Source organism: Alkalimonas sp. NCh-2 (genome assembly GCF_039631345.1).
GTDB classification, from domain to species: Bacteria; Pseudomonadota; Gammaproteobacteria; order Enterobacterales; family Alteromonadaceae; genus Alkalimonas; species Alkalimonas mucilaginosa.
The window spans coordinates 229,438-249,299 of sequence record NZ_JBDIUV010000005.1; the positions used below are offsets into that span (position 1 = coordinate 229,438).

Here is a 19,862-nt window from a genome sequence, read left to right on the forward strand (position 1 = left end):
CTTACTGAGTCAGTTTCAGTTGCCGCACGCTGCTATCAAGCTGCAGATCGCTGATAATAATACGGTCGCCCGGGTTTAAGCCCGACACCACTTCGATTTGCTGGCCAGAGGCCTTGCCAAATTGCACCGGCACCCGGCTGGCGACTTGATTGGCATCCAGTTTAAACAGCTCAACCCGTGCATCTTCCGCCACCCCGGCCGGGCGGTCGACAAAGCTGACCTGGCCACGGCTTTGACCATGAATGCGCGCATCCACCATCTGCATCGGCCGGATATCGGCGGATAATTGCTCGGGCAATAAAATATCCACCTGCACCGCGCCATCGGCCACCACAGGATCTATCCGTACCACCTGACCAGTGACAATGCCATGGCGGGTATCGACTTCAGCCATAGCCCCTGTCTGCAACAGCCGTACCTGCATTTGCGGCACTTTCACCTCGGCGACCAAAGGCGACAAGCTGCCGACCAACGCCAATTGATCGCCAACATTGACGCTCTGGCCCAAACTGACCGGCAAGCGCTGCAGCACACCGGCCAAACCAGCCCGAACCACCAGTTGCTGTAGCTGATAGGTCGCATTGGCCAGCTCAGCTTCCGCCTGCTGAATATCTTCCTGCTGGATCAGTAAGTACTGCTGATGCACTTCCTGCAGGGTGGCGAGCTTTTGCTGCTCCAATTGATAACGCTCGGCCAGCTGCTCGGCCCGAGCCCGGCTGCGCCTGGCATCCATCGCCGAAATAATACCGGCTTCAGCCAGCGGCGCTTCGGCTTCGACCTGCAAGGCAGCGAGCTCGGATTCGGATTTCAGTTCGGCCAGGCGCGAGCTTTGCTCCAGAATTTCGCGCTGCTGCTCCAGCGCCAGCCGGCGGCTGTTGCTGCGCTTGTTGTGCAGATTGGCCAGCGCCTGCTGGGCGGCAACTTCAAGGGCAGGGTTTTTTAACGTCAGGATCACCGTATCCGGCTCTACCACGGCACCCGGGCGCAGCTTAATTTCATCCACTGTCGCCATACTGCTGGCCGTTAGCAACCGCTGATTTTGCGATTGCAAACTGCCATAGCCGGTCACGCGCTGGGTGAAATCGCCACTTTGCACGGTCGCCACGCTGACACTGGATGCACTGAGGTAGTGCAGCCCACCGGCAAAACCGATACTCCAGCCGCTGATTAACAGCAAAGCAGACACCAAACCAACAGCGCTGTAGACCAGCGTACTTAGATTGGTTTTCATAGCACTCCCTAAATTCACCTATGGTGTATTATTTTTTACATTTGATGGTATGAGCAAAGGGGAGAGAACACAATAAATTTATGATCGCTTTTTTATCAATTACCAACGCCACGTCAACTGGTAAGTCGCTTATCGGAATCCGTTGCAGCACGACTTCGACCCATTAACCACAAGAAGCCCGCTATCAGAGCGGTACCCGGTAAGCCAAACAAGAAGGTAGCGACTTTCCAAAAGCGGTGAATATCACGCCGTAACAACATCATGGCAAAGAGTACATTCAGCCACAGCCAACTAAAGCTGTTGGCGCCAGCCGATGTTGCGGCTTCAGACATACTGCAATTGCCAAAGCCAAAGCTGCCCTGTCGATAGCAAGGGCCGCTTGCTGCTGGCTCAGTTGTTGTGACAACTTGTGTGCTGCTGGCGGTTTCAAGGCTGCTGGTGACGATAGTGCCCAATTCAGCACTGATGTTGATGAGGGTTAAGATATCCATGGGTAGTCCTCCTGCTCTGACTGACCCTGTGTCAGCCGATGCCAGCAGGCTACCCCCAGCGCTTGATAATCACGACAACCAAGGGTGCACTTAGCATGGAACGAGTTGCTACCAAGTTATAACCTTAATTACTTTCAATGAGTTAATCTACAATAAAGCGATAGCCACGTTTCATCACCGAGTGGATAAAACGCGGGTTTTTCGCATCCGTATCCCCTAAGGCGTGGCGTAATTTGCTGATGCTGCGCCGCACCGCCGTATCGGTGACCACCTGACCGGTCCAGATATTTTGATGTAGCTCCTCCAGACTGATCACCCGCCCCTGATGCTCGATGAAATAGGCGAGCAATTGATACACTTTTGGCTCCAGCGTTTGCCACTCGCCTTCCCCCCCAAGCTGGTGTGTCACCGGGTTCAGCTGCCACTGCCCAAGCTGCAGCAATGGTGTTGGCAAGGCCGTTTGCCCATCGCTACCCGCTCCGGCAACGGCCATGGCGGGCTCTTGCGCTTGCTGCTTTGGGGCAGCCAAAGGCTGCAACCACCCCAAACGCTGCTGCAACCACTGCAAAGCAAACAGCAATGGCAGCAATACCGGACTTACCGGCAAGGCCAACATAAAGAGCCCCACTTTTATCAGCAGATGCACCCTGGGGTTAAAAAGCAGCAGCCCAAAGGTAATCACCACAAACAACCAAAGGATAAAAACCCAAGTCAACGGGTAAACCGTGCCGCCTACGCCACAAGAACCGAAGCTAACAGCCTCTGCCAAACGAAAGCAATGTGCCTGAGCACCTGTTGAAAGCAACACTAGAAGTACAGCAAGCCACTTCATTATTTTTTACCGGAGCTCAGCTTCACCGGTCGCTGCCAGTCGGTGATATGGCGCTGTTTGGCGCGGGCGACAACCAGTTCGTGGTCACCGGCGTCTTTGGTCAGCACCGAGCCGGCGGCTATGGTGGCATTTTCACCGACCGTGACCGGTGCCACCAGGGCGCTGTTGGAGCCAATAAAGGCGCCATCTTTGATGGTGGTAACAAACTTATTGGCGCCGTCGTAGTTGCAGGTAATGGTACCGGCACCGACATTGACTTTATTACCGATGACCGCATCGCCTAAGTAAGTCAGATGATTGGCTTTGGAGCCTTTGCCAAGGGTGGTTTTTTTCATCTCAACAAAGTTGCCAACATGGCTGTCGTCCAGCATCACGCTGTCTGGCCGCAGCCGTGCATAAGGGCCCACCGAGCAATCAGCGCCGACAGTAGCTTTTTCAATCATTGAGTTGGGTTTAATTTCGGTGTTATCACCGATAGTACAGTCTTTTAGAATACAGTTAGCGCCGATGGTCACGCCTTTACCCAGCACCACGCGGCCTTCAAAAATGACATTGATGTCGATCATTACGTCATTCCCTACTTCAACCGTACCACGCACATCAATACGCGCCGGATCACGCAGGTTGGCACCGGCCAGCATTAATGCTTCGGCTTGGCGTTGCTGATAGGCGCGCTCTAACGCGGCTAATTGCACCCGATTGTTGGCACCTTCTACTTCCATCGGATCTTGCGGCTGAGCGGTGGCAATTTCAACGCCTTCGGCATGTGCCATCGCAATCACATCGGTAAGGTAGTATTCACCCTGGGCATTGTTGTTGGATAAACGGCTTAACCAGTCTTTTAACTGCTTGCCGGGCAGCGCCATGATGCCGCTGTTGACTTCGTTGATTTGCAGCTGCTCGGGCGTGGCGTCTTTTTGCTCAACGATTCCAACCACTTTGCCGTTCTCACGCACAATGCGGCCATAACCGGTTGGGTTGGTCAGATTGACGGTTAGAATGGCCAGGCCATTGGCAGGTTTGACTGCCAGCAATTGCTGCAAAGTATCCAGCCGGGTTAAAGGCACATCGCCGTACAACACCAGCACGGTATCCTCATCGGCGATATTCGGCACCGCCTGCGCCACCGCATGGCCGGTGCCCAGTTGCTCGGCCTGCAGCACCCAGTGCAGCGGCTGCTCGCCAAGGGCGCTTTGTAACGCTTCAGCACCATAGCCATAGACCAGCTGCGGCTGGTCGGAGCCCAAAGCGCGGGCGGTATCAATCACATGCTGCACCATCGGCCGTTCCGCCACCCGGTGCAACACCTTGGGCAAGTCCGATTTCATCCGTGTGCCTTTACCGGCCGCCAGTATCACTACATTTAATGCCATAACGATGCTTCCTTTGTTCGTAATGGCTCTATTCTACCGAAATTACCGCCCGATGACAGAGCATTTACCCTTGTGGACGCAGCACAAAGTTCTGCTGTTGACTAAGCACCTCAAAATCCTCCGGCTCGAGCAGCTCAAAGCCAACCCGAACCTTGGACGGATACAAACTGGGGTAACTAAGCGAGGTTAAGCGGATGCCAATGCTGCCGCTGCGGCTTTGCAACACAAAGTCTTTCGACAGTTGCAACTGGTGGGCATGACGCTTTTGGGTCCAGAAGCTAAGATCCACGACAGCCGTGTTGGTTGAAGAAGTCGGTTGCCACAACTCCGGGCTTAACGTCACTCTGGGCGTTTGATACCACTGCCAGCCATGCAGGGAAACCAGGCTCAACACCGGGCTTCCCAACAGCAAGGCGATGCACAGGCGCCGCTTAGACATAACCTAGCCAGTTGATCAGGATAAATGCCAGCAGATTATTCGCCGCATGCATTGCCATCGGCACATAGACCGAACCGGTTTTTTCCCGCGCCAATCCCAGGATTAAGCTAAAGCTAAACAGCATCGCCATCATTAGCAGCGGGTACTGGCCAGCGTGAACCAAGGTGAACAGCATCGAGGTCAGCAACAAGGTGCCCCACAAACCCAGAGAACTGTTGCGCCAGGCTTGAAAGAAGTAACCACGAAACACCAGTTCCTCTACCACCGGAGCCACCAACACCATGGTGACAAAAAGCCCCAGATGACGCACCCCTACCAGGGATTCAATAAATTCACCCGACTCTACCGGCCACAGCCAGTTGATCAGCCAGGCCGACGCGTAATACAGCGCAAAAGCACCCAGCCATGGCAAGTAGCGCTTGGCCGCGACCGGTGTTAACGCCAAGGTTTGTGTCCAGCGCTGCTGCGGCAAGCTGGCTGCTTTAAGCAACACCAGCAGCACAGGGATGGCGGTCACCAAATACATCCAGGTGATGCCATTGGGGCTGATCAAATGCGCACTTATCCAGGCCTGGCTCTCTGCCTGTGACAAATCCGGCTGAGTGGCTGTACCATAAATCACAGCACCAATTCCATACACAAATGCCGCTACAAAGTAAGTCACCACCATGGCCAGCAAAAACTTGATGGAACGGCTAAAAGGTTGAGCCTTTGTCGATGTTTGCGGCTGCTCAATGGCTTCAGCAGCCGGCGCTTCGTTCAGTGTCTGAGTTGTCATGTTGTATTCCTTTTCATCAAAGCGGCAGGTACCAGCCCAATGGCACCATGGTATTGAGCAGCGCAATCAGCCCCTGCTGCAGAGCCAGGCACAACAACAACCAACAGCCATAGCTCAAAACGGGCATGCATTTATCGATCACTGGTTTCATAAAGCGCTACCTGCCATGTTTTATTCTTTAGTTGCGCTCTGGCAACACCAGCTGGATGGACTGCTGCAACAACTGTTTTACTTGCTGCTGCAATTGCTGTTTCGTGCTTTGCTTTAGCACTTCCAGTTGGTCTTGCAGTTGTTGTCGTAAATCCTGCTGAATGTATTGTGTCAGTTCCGGCAAAGCATCGTCTTGCCCGGTTAGTTCCGCAGCAGTCAAAGGTAAGCTGCTCACAGATAAGATGGCGATAGCAGCGATATAGCGTTTTAGTGATGTTTTCATAAGTGCCTCCAATGGCGTTTGATTAAGACAACGCCAGCTTAGGCAGAGCAGGGCACAAAGACGATAACGGTGGCAGGACTTTGCTGTGACAGAGTGATGCGACTGGTTATAACCGGGTTATAACCAAAAATAAACTAAATAAAATCAATAAACTACCTATTATCAATGCACGAAAGGCGAACCTTCAAAATGCACAATTTTACTATTCTCGGGCGGTGAATCCCGGTACACCAGAGTACCATTCACCACGTTCAGGTAGCGTAAACCAAACAATGTGCCTTGGGGTAGTATCTGGGTAGTTGCTTGTTGTGTGTGTAAATCGAGCCGATGCAGATCAAAACCCCAGGCAGACCGCCTTGCCACCGCGATGAGCTGATCAGCGTCCAACCAAACTCTGGCGGGAACCATATACAGCGGCAGCTTTAAAGGCAGTGACTGCAAAGGCTCCAGCTCAGCGCTTAACCGCCAGAACTGGCCATCGGTATCCATCGCCAGATACTCTTGCTGCCAGGGAGCCAGAAACCGATAGCCCACCACCGCACCTTGCTGCCCGCTGGCCACATCATAACGTGTCACCTGCCAACGGCCGGCACGCTCTTCGGCATAGTACAGCGCTTCCTGGCTGAGGTAACTGCTGTTATAGGCGACCTGTTGCTGCGAATTGGTGACCCATTGCAGCACACCTGAGGTGGTGTCCAGCAAGGCCAAACGCCCTTGCACCCCAAGCAATACCAAAGGCTGGCTGGGGTGGGCCTGAATAAAACGGATGGGATCTTTCGTTGCATAAAGCTCGACCCGCTGCCCACTGCTGGCATCAAAGTGTGCCAGGGTCCAAGAATCCGGCTGCTGCTCCACCAGAAAGTACCAGCCGGCGGTATGACTTAGTGCCAGCTCCTTCGCTGTGGCGGGCACATTAAACAGTCGCTCTGGCGCTTGCTCCAGCGTGACAGCCGTTTGAAAAAAACGGGCAGAACGATTTGTCGGGCGGCTGATACCAAACCACTGATTGTTTTCGCTGCGCATAAGTTGCCACCAGGGCTCAGTGGTAGCAAGCTCCTCTATGGCCTGACTGACCAGATTCACCCGATAGAGAATGGGCTTACCTAGGCGATGGGTGAGCAGTAAATGGTTGTCATCCTGCCACTCTAAAACGCGAATATTTTCACTCAGCGGGATCTGCTGCACCAATTCTTTGCTCTGCAGATCAAACACCAAAATCAGGGTGACACTGCTTAATCGGGAGGTACGAAGCAGCGCTACCTGCTGGCCATTGGGTGATAAACGCGCCCAAGCATCAATGGTGTTGGCATCCGGGCTAAAGCTAAAGGGCTGCCAGCTTTGCTGAGCTAAATCGTAGAGATAGTACGTATGCGGTGCTGTAAGTTCTGTTTGTGCGCTAATCAGCACCTGATTAGTGCCAAGATTCAAAAAGGTTACTGGTGATAGAAGGTTGTCCAAACTTATTTTTTTTGCTGGTAGATGTAAATCGTTCATATCCTGGATATACAAGCCGCTACTGTCCAAATCCACTGTACCATAAAGAAGGGCATCGCCTTGTTGAACAAATTCGGCACCATAGACGCTACCTGCTGCAGCCTCCACTTTGTGCAGTCGCCCTGTTTCAGTGTGCTGCAAAAACAGGCCTTGCGTGCCATCCAGAGCACCAATAAACGACAGCCACTGGCCATCGTCACTGACAGCCAGGATGTGTTTTTCGCCTGGAACATCCAGCAGCACCTGGTGCGGCAGCGCCAATGGCTCGATTGCTGGCTCGGTGTCAGGGCTTTGGTTTGTAACAGCCCACAGCACCACGGCAAGCAGTACCGCCAGGCTTAGCAGCCATAACCAGCGGCGGTGAGCCACCGCAAAGAGTGTGCGGCTAAAGGTGTTTGGGGACGGTATTGCTGGCTCGTCGCCGATGACAAAGCGATGCCTGGCTGGGCTGGCTGAGGGAGCCGCCTCCGGCAGCGTTGCCGCACTGGATTGATCGGCGCCAGGCGTGAAAGCCACCGGCTCGACCAGCCACTGATAACCGCGCTTCATGCCCGAGCGAATAAAGACCGGCTGCTCCAGATTGGTATCCTGCAGCTGAGCCCGCAGCTTACTGATGGTGCGCCTGACTGCGGTATCCGACACCACCCGCCCAGCCCAGACCTGCTGATGTAACTCCTGCAAGCTGACATAGCGCTCACGGTGCGCCAGCAAATAACACAGCACATCAAACACCCGCGGCTCCAGCTGAACTTCCTCATCACCACGGCGCAGCGCTTGCTGCACGGTGTCGAGCACGATGTCGTTGAGTTGGAGTTTCGAAGGGAGATTGGTTGACACTAAAAGCAAACCGCTGTGGTTATTTGTTGCACCGATTATACAGTTTGACCACAAAAATGACAGATGAAAAAGCCCCTGACAGGCAGGGGCTTGGATTAAGGTTATTACAGCACCTTAGAAGCCTTGATGAAACTCCGCCAGGTCATCCAGCGCCTTAAAGCCAGGCAGTGGCGTAAAATCCTGCTCCTGCGACTGGCCTTGCAAAATCACCTGCAAGGCGGCCGCTTGCTCCGATAAGGCTACCTGCTGATAGAAGTGTTGCAACTCTGGCAGTGTCAGGGCTTCAACCGCTGCGGTTAAGCGCGCCTTGCTGTCAAAGCCCAGCCGGTTGCGCAGCCAATCCGTTCGCATCGAGGCAAACTCTTCGGTCAGATTGTTTGGGGCCCGGCGCAGCTCTAGCAATTGAGACTCTTTTAAGCGATTAAACTCCTCTTCGGTTAATGCCGCCACTTGCGCACTGTACTCCTGCAAAAAACGCTCAACCCGCTGCTGCAGTTGCTCGGCCGACAATACCGGGCTCTGGATATAAAACACTACCCCAGCATGCTCGTTGTATGGCAACTCACCCGCTTGCACCACATAGCCTAAGCCTTCTTCAGTCCGTAGCTGGTTGAAGAAAGCCTGATGCAGATGACCCGACAGTACTTTGGCTGCGGCCTGTCCGCTGACACCAGCATTAGGCAGCAACTGGGTACGCACCAGGCTGCTATCGTCTTGTGGATTGCTGCGAAGCACCAGCAGACGCTCGCCGGCTTCGGGCTGCCAACGCGGTGAAACTTGGTAGGAGCGCTCCGTTTGCTGACTGCCGCGCAGCGACTGCGCCATAGCAATGACATCGGCTTGGCTGTAATTGCCTTGCGCCAGCACGCGCAACTGGCTTGCCGCCAACGTCTGTTGAATGTACGCATTCAGCTGCTCCAGGCTAACCTGGTTGCTGGCCTCCAGCATGGCACTTAGCTCAAAACGGCCGCCGAGCATGGTGGTTCTCATCCATTCACTGGCCTGACGCACTTGCATTTGCTGCTCAAAAGAGCGCAATTGCCGCTGCAACAAGTCCATGCCTTGAGCAAATTGCTGCGCATTCACCTCGCTGGCCAGTAAGCGGCCAATTTCCTGCACCAATTCCGGTTGTTTATCGGTAAAGCCGGCCAGGCGCCAGACCAGATCGTACTCTTCGCTTTCTGGCTGCAACTGCATGCCCGCGGCACTGGCCTCTTGCAGTAATGCCTGATTGGTGATCATGAAGATCAATTGCCACAAACCATGCATCACGGCGTCTTTCGCTGTAGTTTTCGCCGTAGGTTGATGCCATTGCATCAGTAAATGACCCCGCGGCTGGTCGGAAAAATGTTCGCTGCCCATTAACCAGGTCTCAACACCGTCTTCATTCAATACCTGCGTCGGCTGGCTGTAGTCACTGTGCTGCACCGCAAAGCTTTCCGGCTGAAAGCGATTCAGCGCTGGCAAACTCAGTGGCAACAGCGGTTGCTGCCAGGCCTGCAGTTGCTCTTCGCCAATCGGCTGCACCGAATAGCGCGCTTGAAAGAACGTGAGCTCTTGCTCGGCGGGCTCCTGCTGACTGATGTGCCAGACTGTCAAACGTTCCGGTACCAGCTGCGCTAGCAAGGTATTGATGGCTTCGGCATCAAAACCATCGTACTGAAAAGGTGCGCTGACCACAGAGGTTACCGGGTAATACTGCATGGCACTACTTAACTGAGCGGCATAGCCAAAACCATCGCGCTTTTCCAGGAAGTGAAACTGGTTTTGCAACGAGGTGCGGATTTCCTGGTAATAACGTTCATTCACGCCTTGTTGCCGAATTAGCTCCAGGTACTGCATAAAAATTGCGGTAATAGCATCCCGTTGCTGCATACCAGCCGCCGTTAAAGCAATGTTGATATTGAAATGGCCGTAGTTGCCATAAAACTTCGGATCATAGTCGACTGACACAGCATCCACCAAGCCCATGGCTTTTAACTGTTGTGCCGGCGTGCCTGGCATTTCCGAGCGGATAAGATGCGCTAAAAACTCGTTTGGCTTGCTGGCAAACTGCTCCAGATTGTTTTTGATGGTAAAGCCCAATCGAACCTGTTGCATTTCAGTGTTGGGGACAAAGTGCACCAAACGCGGCCCGTGCTGTTCGAAGTTGATGCAGTGGCTTGGGCGGGGGCTCGCAAGATCCTTGTTCTCTATGTCGGCGAAAAAGCGCTGCGCCAGCAACTGCATATCAGGCAGTGGCTGCGGGCTAATCAACACCAGCTGCATGCGATTGGCTGAGTAGTAATTCTGGTAAAACGCCAGCAGCTCATCATGCAGTTTGCTGCCTTCTTTATCGCTTAAGGTGTCCAGATTGCCGACCCAAAACTGATTGGATGGATGGTCACCCAGCAACTTGGCAGCCAAGGCCAGCATGGCCCAGCCATCCTGAGTCCGCATCATCGACCACTCGGAATGCACCGCATGGCGTTCTTTTTCAATGTAATCCGGCAGCAACAGCGGCGATTTGAAAAAATCGGAAAAACGATCCAAGGCTTCATCAAAATGACTGTAGTTGATTTCAAACATGTAATTGGTGAGCTGATTGGTAAAAGCGTTGTAGGTCCCACCATGCTGGCTCATAAAATTGATAAAACCATCCGGGTCTGGAAAACGCTCGGTGCCCATAAAGAGCATGTGCTCCAAAAAGTGCGCCAGTCCCTGTTGTTCCTTGGGATCGTTCAGCCAGCCTACATCGACACTTAGAGCTGCGGACGATTTTTCCGCTGCAGGGTCCGACACCAACACTACCTGCAGCTGGTTGGGCAGAGTAATGGCTTTATACTGACGTGCATCGTTCGGGCTGGTGATAATGGACTGAGCAGCAGGCTGCTCCGCCGCAATCGTTTGGGTCGCTGTGCTGCTGCAACCACTGAGCAACCAACCGCTGCTGCTGGCAGCCAATAAAGCCAAACTGACTGCTTTTAATCGAAATAGTTTTTTGTTCATTGTTGCATCCTTTTTTTGGTGTTTTCTCATTGGCTGCAAGCCTAACCCGCATAACCAGTTGCACCGATAACAGACAGCGGATGAAGTGATGATTTCGTTATAACCAAGGTGTAACTATAAATAAAATCAAAAACTTAAAATAAAACTGACCAATAAAAAAAAGCCACCCGAAGGTGGCTTTTTGGCAAGGCGCAGGGCCTGCTTATTTGGTTTTGCGCAATTTACGGATCAATTGCAGCTGCGCAATGGCCTCTGCCAATTGAGCCGCGGCTTCCGCGTAGTCGAAGTCGGCGCTGGCATGTTGCATGGCTTCTTTGGCACGGTTTTGTGCTTCAAGAATCGCCTGCTCATCCAGATCTTCTGCCCGTTTAGCCACATCGGCCAAAACGGTGACGCCATCCGGCTGCACTTCCAGCACGCCGCCAGCAACGTAGATGAAGTGCTCTTCACCAAATTGCTTGACGATGCGCACCATGCCAGGCTTGATTGTCGTCAGCAGCGGGGTGTGAAAGGGCAAAATACCCAGCTCACCATCCGCACCACTCACTTCGACATACTCGACCAGGCCGGAGAAGATTTTATCTTCTGCACTGACTACGTCCAGATGCACTGTCATCGCCATCTTGCCTCCTCAGCTGATTATTTCAGCTTCTTCGCTTTCTCGATGGCTTCTTCGATGGAACCAACCATGTAGAAAGCCTGCTCTGGCAAATGGTCAAACTCACCATCCAGGATGCCTTTAAAGCCACGGATGGTATCTTTCAGTGACACGTACTTACCTGGTGAACCGGTAAATACTTCCGCCACGAAGAACGGCTGAGACAGGAAACGCTGGATTTTCCGAGCCCGGAATACCGTGGTTTTGTCTTCATCCGACAGCTCGTCCATACCCAGGATGGCGATGATGTCTTTCAGCTCTTTGTAGCGTTGCAGTACGGTTTGTACGCCACGGGCTACTTCGTAGTGCTCTTTACCAATCACCAGTGGATCCAGCTGACGTGAGGTCGAATCCAGCGGATCAATCGCCGGGTAGATACCCAAAGAAGCGATGTTCCGGCTCAGTACCACCGTCGCATCTAAGTGCGAGAAGGTAGTTGCTGGCGATGGATCGGTCAAGTCATCCGCAGGCACGTAAACGGCCTGAATGGAGGTGATGGAACCGGTCTTGGTAGAGGTGATACGCTCTTGCAACACACCCATTTCTTCAGCCAGTGTTGGCTGATAACCAACTGCTGAAGGCATACGACCCAACAGGGCTGATACTTCGGTACCGGCCAGGGTGTAACGGTAGATGTTATCCACGAAGAACAGTACGTCGCGGCCTTCATCACGGAATTTTTCCGCCATGGTCAGACCGGTCAGCGCCACACGCAGACGGTTGCCTGGTGGTTCGTTCATCTGACCATACACCAGCGATACTTTATCCAGTACGTTGGAATCTTTCATCTCGTGGTAGAAGTCGTTACCTTCACGGGTACGCTCACCCACACCGGCAAATACCGAGTAACCGCTGTGCTCGATCGCGATGTTACGGATCAGCTCCATCATGTTCACGGTTTTACCAACACCGGCACCACCGAACAGACCAACTTTACCACCCTTAGCAAACGGACAAACCAGGTCGATAACCTTGATACCAGTTTCCAGCAGGGCGTTAGAAGCTGCCTGATCTTCATAGCTTGGTGCTTCACGGTGGATGGACCAACGCTCTTCTTCACCGATAGGGCCAGCTTCGTCGATTGGCTCACCCAGTACGTTCATAATACGGCCCAGTGTGGCTTTACCCACCGGAACCTGAATGGCTTTACCGGTATTGCTGACGGCAGCGCCACGGCGCAGACCATCAGTTGTGCCCAGAGCGATGGTACGCACTGTGCCACCACCCAGCTGCTGCTGTACTTCCAGCACCAGACCTGAGAGGTCACCGTCAGTTACGTTCAACGCGTCATAGATACCAGGTACCGCATCTTGTGGAAAATCGATATCCACAACGGCGCCAATAATTTGGACTACCTTACCTTGACTCATGTTGTTTCCTCAAATGTCTCAAAACTGTTCACTTAACCAACCGCAGCTGCACCCGATACAATCTCACTCAGTTCCTGAGTGATGGCGGCCTGACGGGCTTTGTTGTACACCAACTTCAGCTCATCCATCAGGTTGCCGGCATTGTCGGTGGCCGCTTTCATCGCGACCATACGGGCAGCGTGTTCACAGGCGGCGTTTTCCACCAGCCCCTGATACACCAGCGACTCAATGTACCGATCCATCAGCATGTCGATAATCGGCTCTGGCTTCGGCTCGTAAATGTAATCCCACTTGTATTTACGCTTGGGCGCATCCTGGGTTGGCAAAGGCAACAGTTGCTCGATCGTTGGCTCTTGTTTCATGGTGTTGACAAACTGGTTGTACACCAGATAAAGGCGATCAATACGACCTTCCAGATAGGCTTTCAGCATGACCTGCACGGTACCAATGATATCCGCGAGCTTCGGGTTTTCACCCGAACCGGCTTGCTGGGCCAGTACTTTGCCACCAAAACGACGGAAAAAAGCAGTGGCTTTGTTACCAACTAAGGCAAACTCAGCAGACACTCCCTTTTCTTTCCAACTTTTTAGCTCCTGAACCACAGCTTTAAATTCATTGCTGTTCAGGCCACCACAAAGTCCACGATCGGTTGAGATAATGATGTAGCCAACGGTACCCGTTTCACGTTCCACCATATAAGGGTGACGATAATCCAGGTTACCACCGGCCATGTTACCGATCACTTTGCGCATACCTTCAGCGTATGGGCGGGATGCAGCGACTCGCTCCTGCGCGCGGCGCATTTTGCTAACCGCAACCTTTTCCATAGCGCTGGTGATCTTGCGAGTATTGTTAATACTCCCAATCTTGCTTTTTATCTCTTTACCACCGGCCATGACGTTGTCTCCGTTTCATTCAACGACGAAGGGTGGCCGCAGCCACCCACGTCTGATTACCAGGTTTGGGTGGACTTGAAAGTCTCAACCACGTTTTTCAAACCTGCTTCAATCTCGTCGTTGTAGTTACCGGTTTTGTTGATTTCCGCCATCAGACCAGCATGCTCAGACTTGGCATACGACAACAAGGCAGCTTCAAAGTCGCCAATCTTGTCGGTTGCTACGTCTTTCATAAAGCCTTTTTCAATGGCAAAAATCGACAGCGTCATATCCGCTACGCTCATTGGCGCGTACTGCAGCTGCTTCATCAGCTCGGTCACTTTCTGACCGTGCTCCAGCTGGGCGCGGGTCGCGTCGTCCAGATCGGAGGCAAACTGAGCAAAGGCAGCCAATTCAGTGTACTGAGCCAGCGCCAGACGAATACCACCACCCAATTTCTTAATGGCTTTGGTTTGTGCTGCACCACCCACCCGCGATACCGAGATACCCGCATTCACCGCAGGGCGAATACCGGCGTTGAACAAATCGGTTTCCAGGAAGATCTGACCATCGGTGATCGAGATCACGTTGGTTGGTACGAAAGCAGAAACGTCACCGGCCTGGGTTTCGATGATCGGCAGAGCGGTCAGTGAACCGGTTTTGCCTTTCACTTCGCCATTGGTCAGACGCTCGACGTAGTCGGCGTTGACGCGCGATGCACGCTCCAGCAAACGGGAGTGCAAATAGAACACATCACCCGGGTAAGCTTCACGGCCTGGCGGACGACGTAACAGCAAGGAGATTTGACGATAAGCAACAGCTTGCTTCGACAAATCATCGTACACGATCAGTGCATCTTCACCGCGGTCACGGAAGTATTCACCCATGGTACAGCCGGCATAAGGTGCCAGGAACTGCAGCGCTGCGGCTTCAGAAGCCGAAGCAACCACCACTATGGTGTGCGCCAGGGCGCCATGCTCTTCCAGCTTGCGCACTACGTTGGCAATGGTCGATGCTTTTTGACCAACCGCCACATAGATACACTTAACGCCAGTGCCTTTCTGGTTGATGATGGCATCGATGGCCAGTGCGGTTTTACCGGTCTGACGGTCACCGATCACCAGCTCACGCTGGCCACGGCCGATTGGGATCATCGAGTCGACTGATTTGTAACCGGTTTGCAGTGGCTGATCAACCGATTGACGGTCGATAACACCAGGGGCAATTTTTTCAACCGGCTCAAAACGAGCGGCGTCAATGCTGCCTTTGCCATCGATAGGAGCACCCAGGGTGTTCACTACGCGGCCCAGCAGAGCTTCACCTACCGGAACTTCTAAGATACGGCCAGTGCTTTTAACTTTGGTGCCTTCGGTTAAATCCGCGTACGGACCCATAACGACGGCACCGACCGAGTTGCGCTCTAAGTTCAGCGCAATCGCATAACGGCTGCCAGGAAGCTCAATCATCTCACCCTGCATACAATCCGCAAGGCCGTTGATCCGAATGATACCGTCCGTGACCTGCACGATGGTACCTTCATTGCGAGCTTCACTGACCACATCGAACTGAGCAATACGTTGCTTGATCAGTTCGGCTATTTCAGTGGAATTCAGTTGCATACTCTGTTCCCCAATTAGGACTGCAGCGTGGTGATCAGGCGATCCAGCTTGCCACGGATCGAACCATCGATGACCATGTCACCCGCTTTCATTAACATACCGCCGACCACATTCGGATCAACGCTACAGTTCAATTTCACATTACGCGCCAGACGCTTGGATAACGCAGCAGCCAGTTTTTCCTGCTGAGCGGCATTTAGTTCAGTTGCCGCGATCACATCCACGTTGATTTCACGCTCGTGTTCATCTTTCAGCTCGGTAAACTGGGCAAATACTTCAGGCAGTGCCAGCAAACGCTGATTTTCAGCCATCATCCGAACCAAGTTTTGTGCCGGTTGATCCAGCTGATCGGCACACACCTGATTAAACAGCGATGCCTGTGTTTCAGCAGTACTGTTGCTTAGCAAAAAAGCAGCCATCTGCTGGTCTTTCGCTACTTCAGCAGCAAAAGCCAGCATCTGTTGCCAGCCACTGAGGGCGTTGTTGTCACGCGCGTACTCAAAAGCGGCTTTTGCGTAAGGACGAGCAATATTCGTCAAGTTTGACATGGCTCGCTCCCGTTACAATTCCTGAACCAGTTTTTCCAGAATGTCGCTATGCGCAGCGTCATCAATTTCGCGCTGCAGAATGCGCTCAGCACCTGCAACCGCCAGAGCCGCCACTTGCTTGCGCAAGTCTTCGCGTAAGCGGCTACGCTCGGCATCCACTTCAGCCCGCGCTTGAGTCAGGATATGATCCCGCTCTTCGTTGGCTTTGCTGGTTGCTTCGTCGATCATCTTGCCTTCACGCTTACGTGCTTGCTCGATGATGGCAGCGGCCTGCTCTTTCGCGTCGCGAATAATGTCTTTGGCTTTATCCTGAGCGATGTGCAGATCTTTTTCTGCCCGATCAGTATGTGCCAGACCTTCGGCGATTTTTTTCTGGCGCTCTTCAATCGCTGCGTTGATCGGTGGCCACACAAATTTCAGTGTGAACCACACGAAGACAGCCATCGCAATCGACTGACCTATAAGGGTTGCGTTAATATCCACAACGAGCCTCCTTTAAAAGTTGGTTATCGGGGGACTCTTAAGCAAACGGGTTAGCGAACAACAGCAACAGAGCAACACCCACACCAATCATGGAGATCGCATCGATCAGACCTGCAAGGATAAACATTTTGGTTTGCAGTTGAGGAGCCATTTCCGGCTGACGCGCACTGGCTTCCAGGAACTTACCACCCATCAGGGCGAAAGCGATTGCAGTAGCCAAAGCCGCAGTAGACAGAATAATAGCTACAGCGAATAAAGTTGCAGTTTCAATACTCATTGAGTTTCTCCAGTTTTCAAAAGTTAAGGTTAAAAATTAAAGGTTAAAACAACTAAAATCAGTGCTTCTCAGCCGCCATACTTAAATAAACAATGGTCAGCATCATAAAAATAAAGGCTTGCAACAAAATAACCAGGATATGGAACACCGCCCAGGCAAAGTGCAGCGGCAACTGCGCCAGGCCAACCAATGCAATCAGAATAAAGATAACTTCACCGGCATACAGGTTGCCAAACAAACGTAGACCCAGTGACAACGGCTTGGCCAGTAAGGTCACCAACTCCAATACCAGGTTGAATGGCACCAGCGCCCAATGATTGAACGGGGTAAAAGACAACTCTTTGGCAAAACCACCTAAGCCTTTGTAATAAATGGAGTAGCCCAGGATCAGAATAAAAACACCCAAGGCCATGCCCATGGTGATGTTCAGATCGGTGGTCGGTGCTATGGTCAGATAGCTCCATGGATGCGCCATTACGCGCTCAAGGAAACTGTAATCGGCAGCATATTCCGGCATAGCGCCACTGTTAAATGCCATGCCAGCCATGCCAGCCACTGCCGGGAACCAATCTACCGGAACCAGTTTCATCAGGTTCATCAGGAAGATCCACATAAAGATGGTCAGGGCGATAGGGGCTATCAACTTGTCTTTGACGTGAAAGGCTTCTTTCACGGAGTTACCGACGAACTCGATGATCATTTCCACCAGACACTGAAATTTACCAGGCACCCCTGTAGTGGCCTTGCGACCAACCCAGGCAAAGGAAATGATGAAGAGTGAGCCCAGGATCAAGGACCAGCCCAACGCACCCAGGTTCACGGCCCAAAAGCCTTCCCCTATGGTGAGATCGGTTAAGTGGTGCTTAATGTAACCCTGGACTGAAATGTTACTATCAGCCATGTTTCATCCTAATTATCAATGTTTAAAGAAAAAAACGGCCGACCATTGCGCTAGCAGGGTGACGATGTAACTGGTGAGTAGTGCAGAGGCCACCACATCATCCTGTCGCATTACCCCGATAAATAAACCAATCGTCAGCAAAATTTTTAGCGCATGACCACGCATAAACGATGTGCGGGCCTGATCGGCACTGCCTTGCGTTAAGTAGCGAAACGCAAAGAGTGCAAATACTAAATTCGGCAAGGCAGCAATCAGGCCACCCTGCAAGGCGGAATAAGCCGCCTGAGCCCCCTGCAACAGCAAAAAAAGCAGCGACATTAAGGCTGCCACCAGCACCTGTGCAGCAATCAATTGGTAGGCAGAAACTCGTACCTGACGTGCTGTCGGCTGCATCCTGGCTCCATTGTTGACCACAGTACTGGTTTCAGGGGTAAAAAACCTGCGTAAGTATACTTATCTCGCCTTAATTTGCAACCAAAAGCGGCGTAGTCCCGAGGATAAGCACAAAGCCTGTACGCCTTAATCTGTCTGGCCTTGCCATTGCATTTTACTGAGTATTTGCTCCAGCTCTGCCAGGCTGGAATAGGCAATCACCATTTTGCCTTTGCCTTTGCGGTTGTAATCAATCTGCACCGGCGCCGCCAGATGCTCGCTAAGCCGGGTTTCCAGCGCCGCTACATCCGGATCTTTTCGTACAACGGTTTTTTCTGCCGGTGGTTGCAACAAACGGCGCACCAGATTTTCCGTTTCGCGCACAGTTAGTTGTTTAGCGGCCACCAGACGGCCGGCCTCCGATTGCTGCTCGCCATCCAGAGCCAGCAGCGCCCGGGCATGGCCCATATCGATATCACCATGCTCCAGCAGTACTTTGACCTCATCATTCAGTTGATTCAGGCGCAATAAATTGGTGATGCTGGTACGGGATTTGCCCACCGCATCCGCCACTTGCTGATGAGTCAGTTCAAATTCGGTCAGTAGCCGTTCCAACGCCACAGCCTCTTCCATCGCATTGAGATCTTCACGTTGAATATTTTCAATCAGAGCAATGGCAACCGCAGCTTCATCAGGAACATCGCGCACAATACAGGGCACTTCACTGAGTTGCGCCAGCTGGGATGCGCGCCAGCGACGTTCCCCGGCAATGATTTCATAGCTGTCGTTCGCAACTTTACGCACTACTATGGGTTGAATCACGCCCTGGGCACGAATGGACAGTGCCAAGTCTTCCAGCGCCTGTTGCGACATGTCTTTACGCGGTTGGTACTTGCCAGGATGCAGAAACTCGATGGCCAGCTTTTGCAGTTCAGTGCTGTTGCTGCGGTTGCCCTGCTCGACTGGCTGACTGGCAGTTAAAAGTGCGTCCAATCCCCGGCCAAGCCCTCGTTTTTTTACCACCATCGGTTTGTCATTCCTTATGATTCTGTCAGTGTGCTTTTCGGCTGTTGGCTGGTATTGCTATCAGCCCGGCGCAATAGTTCTCCAGCCAGTGCCAGATAGGCTTTGGCACCGGTTGAGCTTTTGTCGTAATACATCACTGGTGAGCCAAAACTTGGCGCTTCTGCCAGCCGGATATTGCGTGGGATCACGGTGCGATACACTTTGTCTGAAAAATGCTGCTTTAACTGCTCGGAGACATCATTGGCCAGCCGGTTGCGTGGATCGTACATGGTGCGCAAAATGCCTTCAATTTTCAAATCGGCATTGACCACAGCAGCCAGTTGACGAATGGTGTCCATTAATGCGGTTAAGCCTTCCAGCGCATAATACTCACACTGCATCGGCACCAGCACCGAATCGGCGGCAGCCATGGCATTAACCGTCAGCATATTCAAAGAAGGCGGGCAATCGATAAAAACAAAGTCGTAACTATTGCGCCAGGGTTTCAGGGCATTGCGCAGCCGGAGTTCACGGGCAAACACATCCATCAGCCGTACTTCTGCAGCAGTCACATCGGAGTTCGCAGCCACCAAATGGTAACCACCGCTGGTTTCTTTGACCACCACCTGATCCAATGGTTTTTCGTCCACCAACAACTCGTAGGCGCTAGCAGGTACCTCGTATTTATCGACGCCACTGCCCATGGTGGCATTGCCTTGAGGATCCAAATCGATCAGCAATACCTTGCGCTTGGTTGCTGCCATCGACGCAGCAAGATTCACCGCCGTAGTGGTTTTTCCAACCCCACCTTTCTGGTTAGCAATTGCGATGACTTTTCCCACACCAACCCCTTGTATG

At 52.7% G+C, this 19,862-nt stretch carries 21 protein-coding genes; all 21 read right to left on the reverse strand.

Going from position 1 to position 19,862, the window contains the following annotated elements:
• Window position 1: 1 nt before the first annotated feature.
• A complete protein-coding gene (locus ABC502_RS13890) occupies window positions 2-1,231 on the reverse strand; it encodes an HlyD family efflux transporter periplasmic adaptor subunit (protein ID WP_345916273.1) in 1,230 nt (409 codons plus the stop codon).
• Window positions 1,232-1,344: 113 nt separating this feature from the next.
• Window positions 1,345-1,722 (reverse strand): hypothetical protein, encoded by a 378-nt coding sequence (locus ABC502_RS13895; RefSeq protein WP_345916274.1) that lies wholly within the window; start codon window positions 1,720-1,722, stop codon window positions 1,345-1,347.
• A gap of 142 nt (window positions 1,723-1,864) precedes the next feature.
• Window positions 1,865-2,437, reverse strand: coding sequence for a winged helix-turn-helix domain-containing protein (locus ABC502_RS13900; RefSeq protein ID WP_345916275.1), 573 nt, complete (start codon window positions 2,435-2,437; stop codon window positions 1,865-1,867).
• Window positions 2,438-2,553: 116 nt separating this feature from the next.
• The gene (gene glmU, locus ABC502_RS13905) at window positions 2,554-3,927 is read right to left on the reverse strand and encodes a bifunctional UDP-N-acetylglucosamine diphosphorylase/glucosamine-1-phosphate N-acetyltransferase GlmU (RefSeq protein WP_345916276.1); all 1,374 of its coding nucleotides are present in this window, start codon (window positions 3,925-3,927) and stop codon (window positions 2,554-2,556) included.
• 64 nt (window positions 3,928-3,991) lie between these two features.
• Window positions 3,992-4,366 (reverse strand): hypothetical protein, encoded by a 375-nt coding sequence (locus ABC502_RS13910; RefSeq protein WP_345916278.1) that lies wholly within the window; start codon window positions 4,364-4,366, stop codon window positions 3,992-3,994.
• A complete protein-coding gene (locus ABC502_RS13915) occupies window positions 4,359-5,144 on the reverse strand; it encodes a CPBP family intramembrane glutamic endopeptidase (protein WP_345916279.1) in 786 nt (261 codons plus the stop codon). Before ABC502_RS13915 ends, ABC502_RS13910 begins: the two co-directional genes overlap by 8 nt.
• Window positions 5,145-5,160: 16 nt before the next feature.
• Window positions 5,161-5,295, reverse strand: a complete 135-nt coding sequence (locus tag ABC502_RS13920; protein ID WP_281248658.1) for a hypothetical protein — start codon at window positions 5,293-5,295, stop codon at window positions 5,161-5,163.
• 27 nt (window positions 5,296-5,322) lie between these two features.
• Entirely contained in the window at window positions 5,323-5,577 is a 255-nt protein-coding gene (locus ABC502_RS13925; protein ID WP_345916280.1) for a hypothetical protein, read from the reverse strand.
• A 162-nt stretch (window positions 5,578-5,739) separates the two neighbouring features.
• Window positions 5,740-7,908 carry a winged helix-turn-helix domain-containing protein gene (locus ABC502_RS13930; protein WP_345916281.1) on the reverse strand — a complete coding sequence of 723 codons (2,169 nt, stop codon included), beginning with the start codon at window positions 7,906-7,908 and terminating at the stop codon, window positions 5,740-5,742.
• A gap of 114 nt (window positions 7,909-8,022) precedes the next feature.
• Window positions 8,023-10,896, reverse strand: coding sequence for an insulinase family protein (locus tag ABC502_RS13935; RefSeq protein WP_345916282.1), 2,874 nt, complete (start codon window positions 10,894-10,896; stop codon window positions 8,023-8,025).
• A gap of 202 nt (window positions 10,897-11,098) precedes the next feature.
• Window positions 11,099-11,518, reverse strand: a complete 420-nt coding sequence (locus tag ABC502_RS13940) for a F0F1 ATP synthase subunit epsilon (RefSeq protein ID WP_330087750.1) — start codon at window positions 11,516-11,518, stop codon at window positions 11,099-11,101.
• Between the two features lie 17 nt (window positions 11,519-11,535).
• Window positions 11,536-12,924, reverse strand: coding sequence for a F0F1 ATP synthase subunit beta (atpD, locus tag ABC502_RS13945; RefSeq protein ID WP_330087751.1), 1,389 nt, complete (start codon window positions 12,922-12,924; stop codon window positions 11,536-11,538).
• Between the two features lie 32 nt (window positions 12,925-12,956).
• On the reverse strand, window positions 12,957-13,820 hold the full coding sequence (atpG, locus tag ABC502_RS13950; protein WP_345916283.1) for a F0F1 ATP synthase subunit gamma: 864 nt from the start codon (window positions 13,818-13,820) through the stop codon (window positions 12,957-12,959).
• Between the two features lie 56 nt (window positions 13,821-13,876).
• Window positions 13,877-15,418 (reverse strand): F0F1 ATP synthase subunit alpha, encoded by a 1,542-nt coding sequence (gene atpA, locus ABC502_RS13955; RefSeq protein ID WP_330087753.1) that lies wholly within the window; start codon window positions 15,416-15,418, stop codon window positions 13,877-13,879.
• A gap of 14 nt (window positions 15,419-15,432) precedes the next feature.
• A complete protein-coding gene (gene atpH / locus ABC502_RS13960; protein ID WP_330087754.1) occupies window positions 15,433-15,966 on the reverse strand; it encodes a F0F1 ATP synthase subunit delta in 534 nt (177 codons plus the stop codon).
• A gap of 12 nt (window positions 15,967-15,978) precedes the next feature.
• Complete coding sequence (gene atpF, locus ABC502_RS13965) at window positions 15,979-16,449, reverse strand: F0F1 ATP synthase subunit B (protein WP_330087755.1); 471 nt, start codon at window positions 16,447-16,449, stop codon at window positions 15,979-15,981.
• A gap of 37 nt (window positions 16,450-16,486) precedes the next feature.
• Entirely contained in the window at window positions 16,487-16,726 is a 240-nt protein-coding gene (gene atpE / locus ABC502_RS13970; RefSeq protein ID WP_091342752.1) for a F0F1 ATP synthase subunit C, read from the reverse strand.
• Between the two features lie 58 nt (window positions 16,727-16,784).
• Entirely contained in the window at window positions 16,785-17,627 is an 843-nt protein-coding gene (atpB, locus tag ABC502_RS13975; RefSeq protein ID WP_345916285.1) for a F0F1 ATP synthase subunit A, read from the reverse strand.
• A gap of 15 nt (window positions 17,628-17,642) precedes the next feature.
• Window positions 17,643-18,020, reverse strand: a complete 378-nt coding sequence (locus ABC502_RS13980) for an ATP synthase subunit I (protein ID WP_091342748.1) — start codon at window positions 18,018-18,020, stop codon at window positions 17,643-17,645.
• 126 nt (window positions 18,021-18,146) lie between these two features.
• Entirely contained in the window at window positions 18,147-19,025 is an 879-nt protein-coding gene (locus ABC502_RS13985; protein WP_345916286.1) for a ParB/RepB/Spo0J family partition protein, read from the reverse strand.
• A gap of 14 nt (window positions 19,026-19,039) precedes the next feature.
• A complete protein-coding gene (locus tag ABC502_RS13990) occupies window positions 19,040-19,846 on the reverse strand; it encodes a ParA family protein (protein WP_330087759.1) in 807 nt (268 codons plus the stop codon).
• Window positions 19,847-19,862: the final 16 nt, after the last annotated feature.

What these genes read in the sequence shown, in the direction of transcription:
- ABC502_RS13890 (WP_345916273.1), bottom strand. Translation starts at nt 1,231, where the DNA reads ATGAAAACCAATCTAAGTACGCTGGTCTACAGCGCTGTTGGTTTGGTG.
- ABC502_RS13895 (WP_345916274.1), bottom strand. Translation starts at nt 1,722, where the DNA reads ATGGATATCTTAACCCTCATCAACATCAGTGCTGAATTGGGCACTATC.
- glmU (WP_345916276.1), bottom strand. Translation starts at nt 3,927, where the DNA reads ATGGCATTAAATGTAGTGATACTGGCGGCCGGTAAAGGCACACGGATG.
- ABC502_RS13910 (WP_345916278.1), bottom strand. Translation starts at nt 4,366, where the DNA reads ATGTCTAAGCGGCGCCTGTGCATCGCCTTGCTGTTGGGAAGCCCGGTG.
- ABC502_RS13915 (WP_345916279.1), bottom strand. Translation starts at nt 5,144, where the DNA reads ATGACAACTCAGACACTGAACGAAGCGCCGGCTGCTGAAGCCATTGAG.
- ABC502_RS13920 (WP_281248658.1), bottom strand. Translation starts at nt 5,295, where the DNA reads ATGAAACCAGTGATCGATAAATGCATGCCCGTTTTGAGCTATGGCTGT.
- ABC502_RS13925 (WP_345916280.1), bottom strand. Translation starts at nt 5,577, where the DNA reads ATGAAAACATCACTAAAACGCTATATCGCTGCTATCGCCATCTTATCT.
- ABC502_RS13935 (WP_345916282.1), bottom strand. Translation starts at nt 10,896, where the DNA reads ATGAACAAAAAACTATTTCGATTAAAAGCAGTCAGTTTGGCTTTATTG.
- ABC502_RS13940 (WP_330087750.1), bottom strand. Translation starts at nt 11,518, where the DNA reads ATGGCGATGACAGTGCATCTGGACGTAGTCAGTGCAGAAGATAAAATC.
- atpD (WP_330087751.1), bottom strand. Translation starts at nt 12,924, where the DNA reads ATGAGTCAAGGTAAGGTAGTCCAAATTATTGGCGCCGTTGTGGATATC.
- atpG (WP_345916283.1), bottom strand. Translation starts at nt 13,820, where the DNA reads ATGGCCGGTGGTAAAGAGATAAAAAGCAAGATTGGGAGTATTAACAAT.
- atpA (WP_330087753.1), bottom strand. Translation starts at nt 15,418, where the DNA reads ATGCAACTGAATTCCACTGAAATAGCCGAACTGATCAAGCAACGTATT.
- atpH (WP_330087754.1), bottom strand. Translation starts at nt 15,966, where the DNA reads ATGTCAAACTTGACGAATATTGCTCGTCCTTACGCAAAAGCCGCTTTT.
- atpE (WP_091342752.1), bottom strand. Translation starts at nt 16,726, where the DNA reads ATGAGTATTGAAACTGCAACTTTATTCGCTGTAGCTATTATTCTGTCT.
- atpB (WP_345916285.1), bottom strand. Translation starts at nt 17,627, where the DNA reads ATGGCTGATAGTAACATTTCAGTCCAGGGTTACATTAAGCACCACTTA.
- ABC502_RS13980 (WP_091342748.1), bottom strand. Translation starts at nt 18,020, where the DNA reads ATGCAGCCGACAGCACGTCAGGTACGAGTTTCTGCCTACCAATTGATT.
- ABC502_RS13985 (WP_345916286.1), bottom strand. Translation starts at nt 19,025, where the DNA reads ATGGTGGTAAAAAAACGAGGGCTTGGCCGGGGATTGGACGCACTTTTA.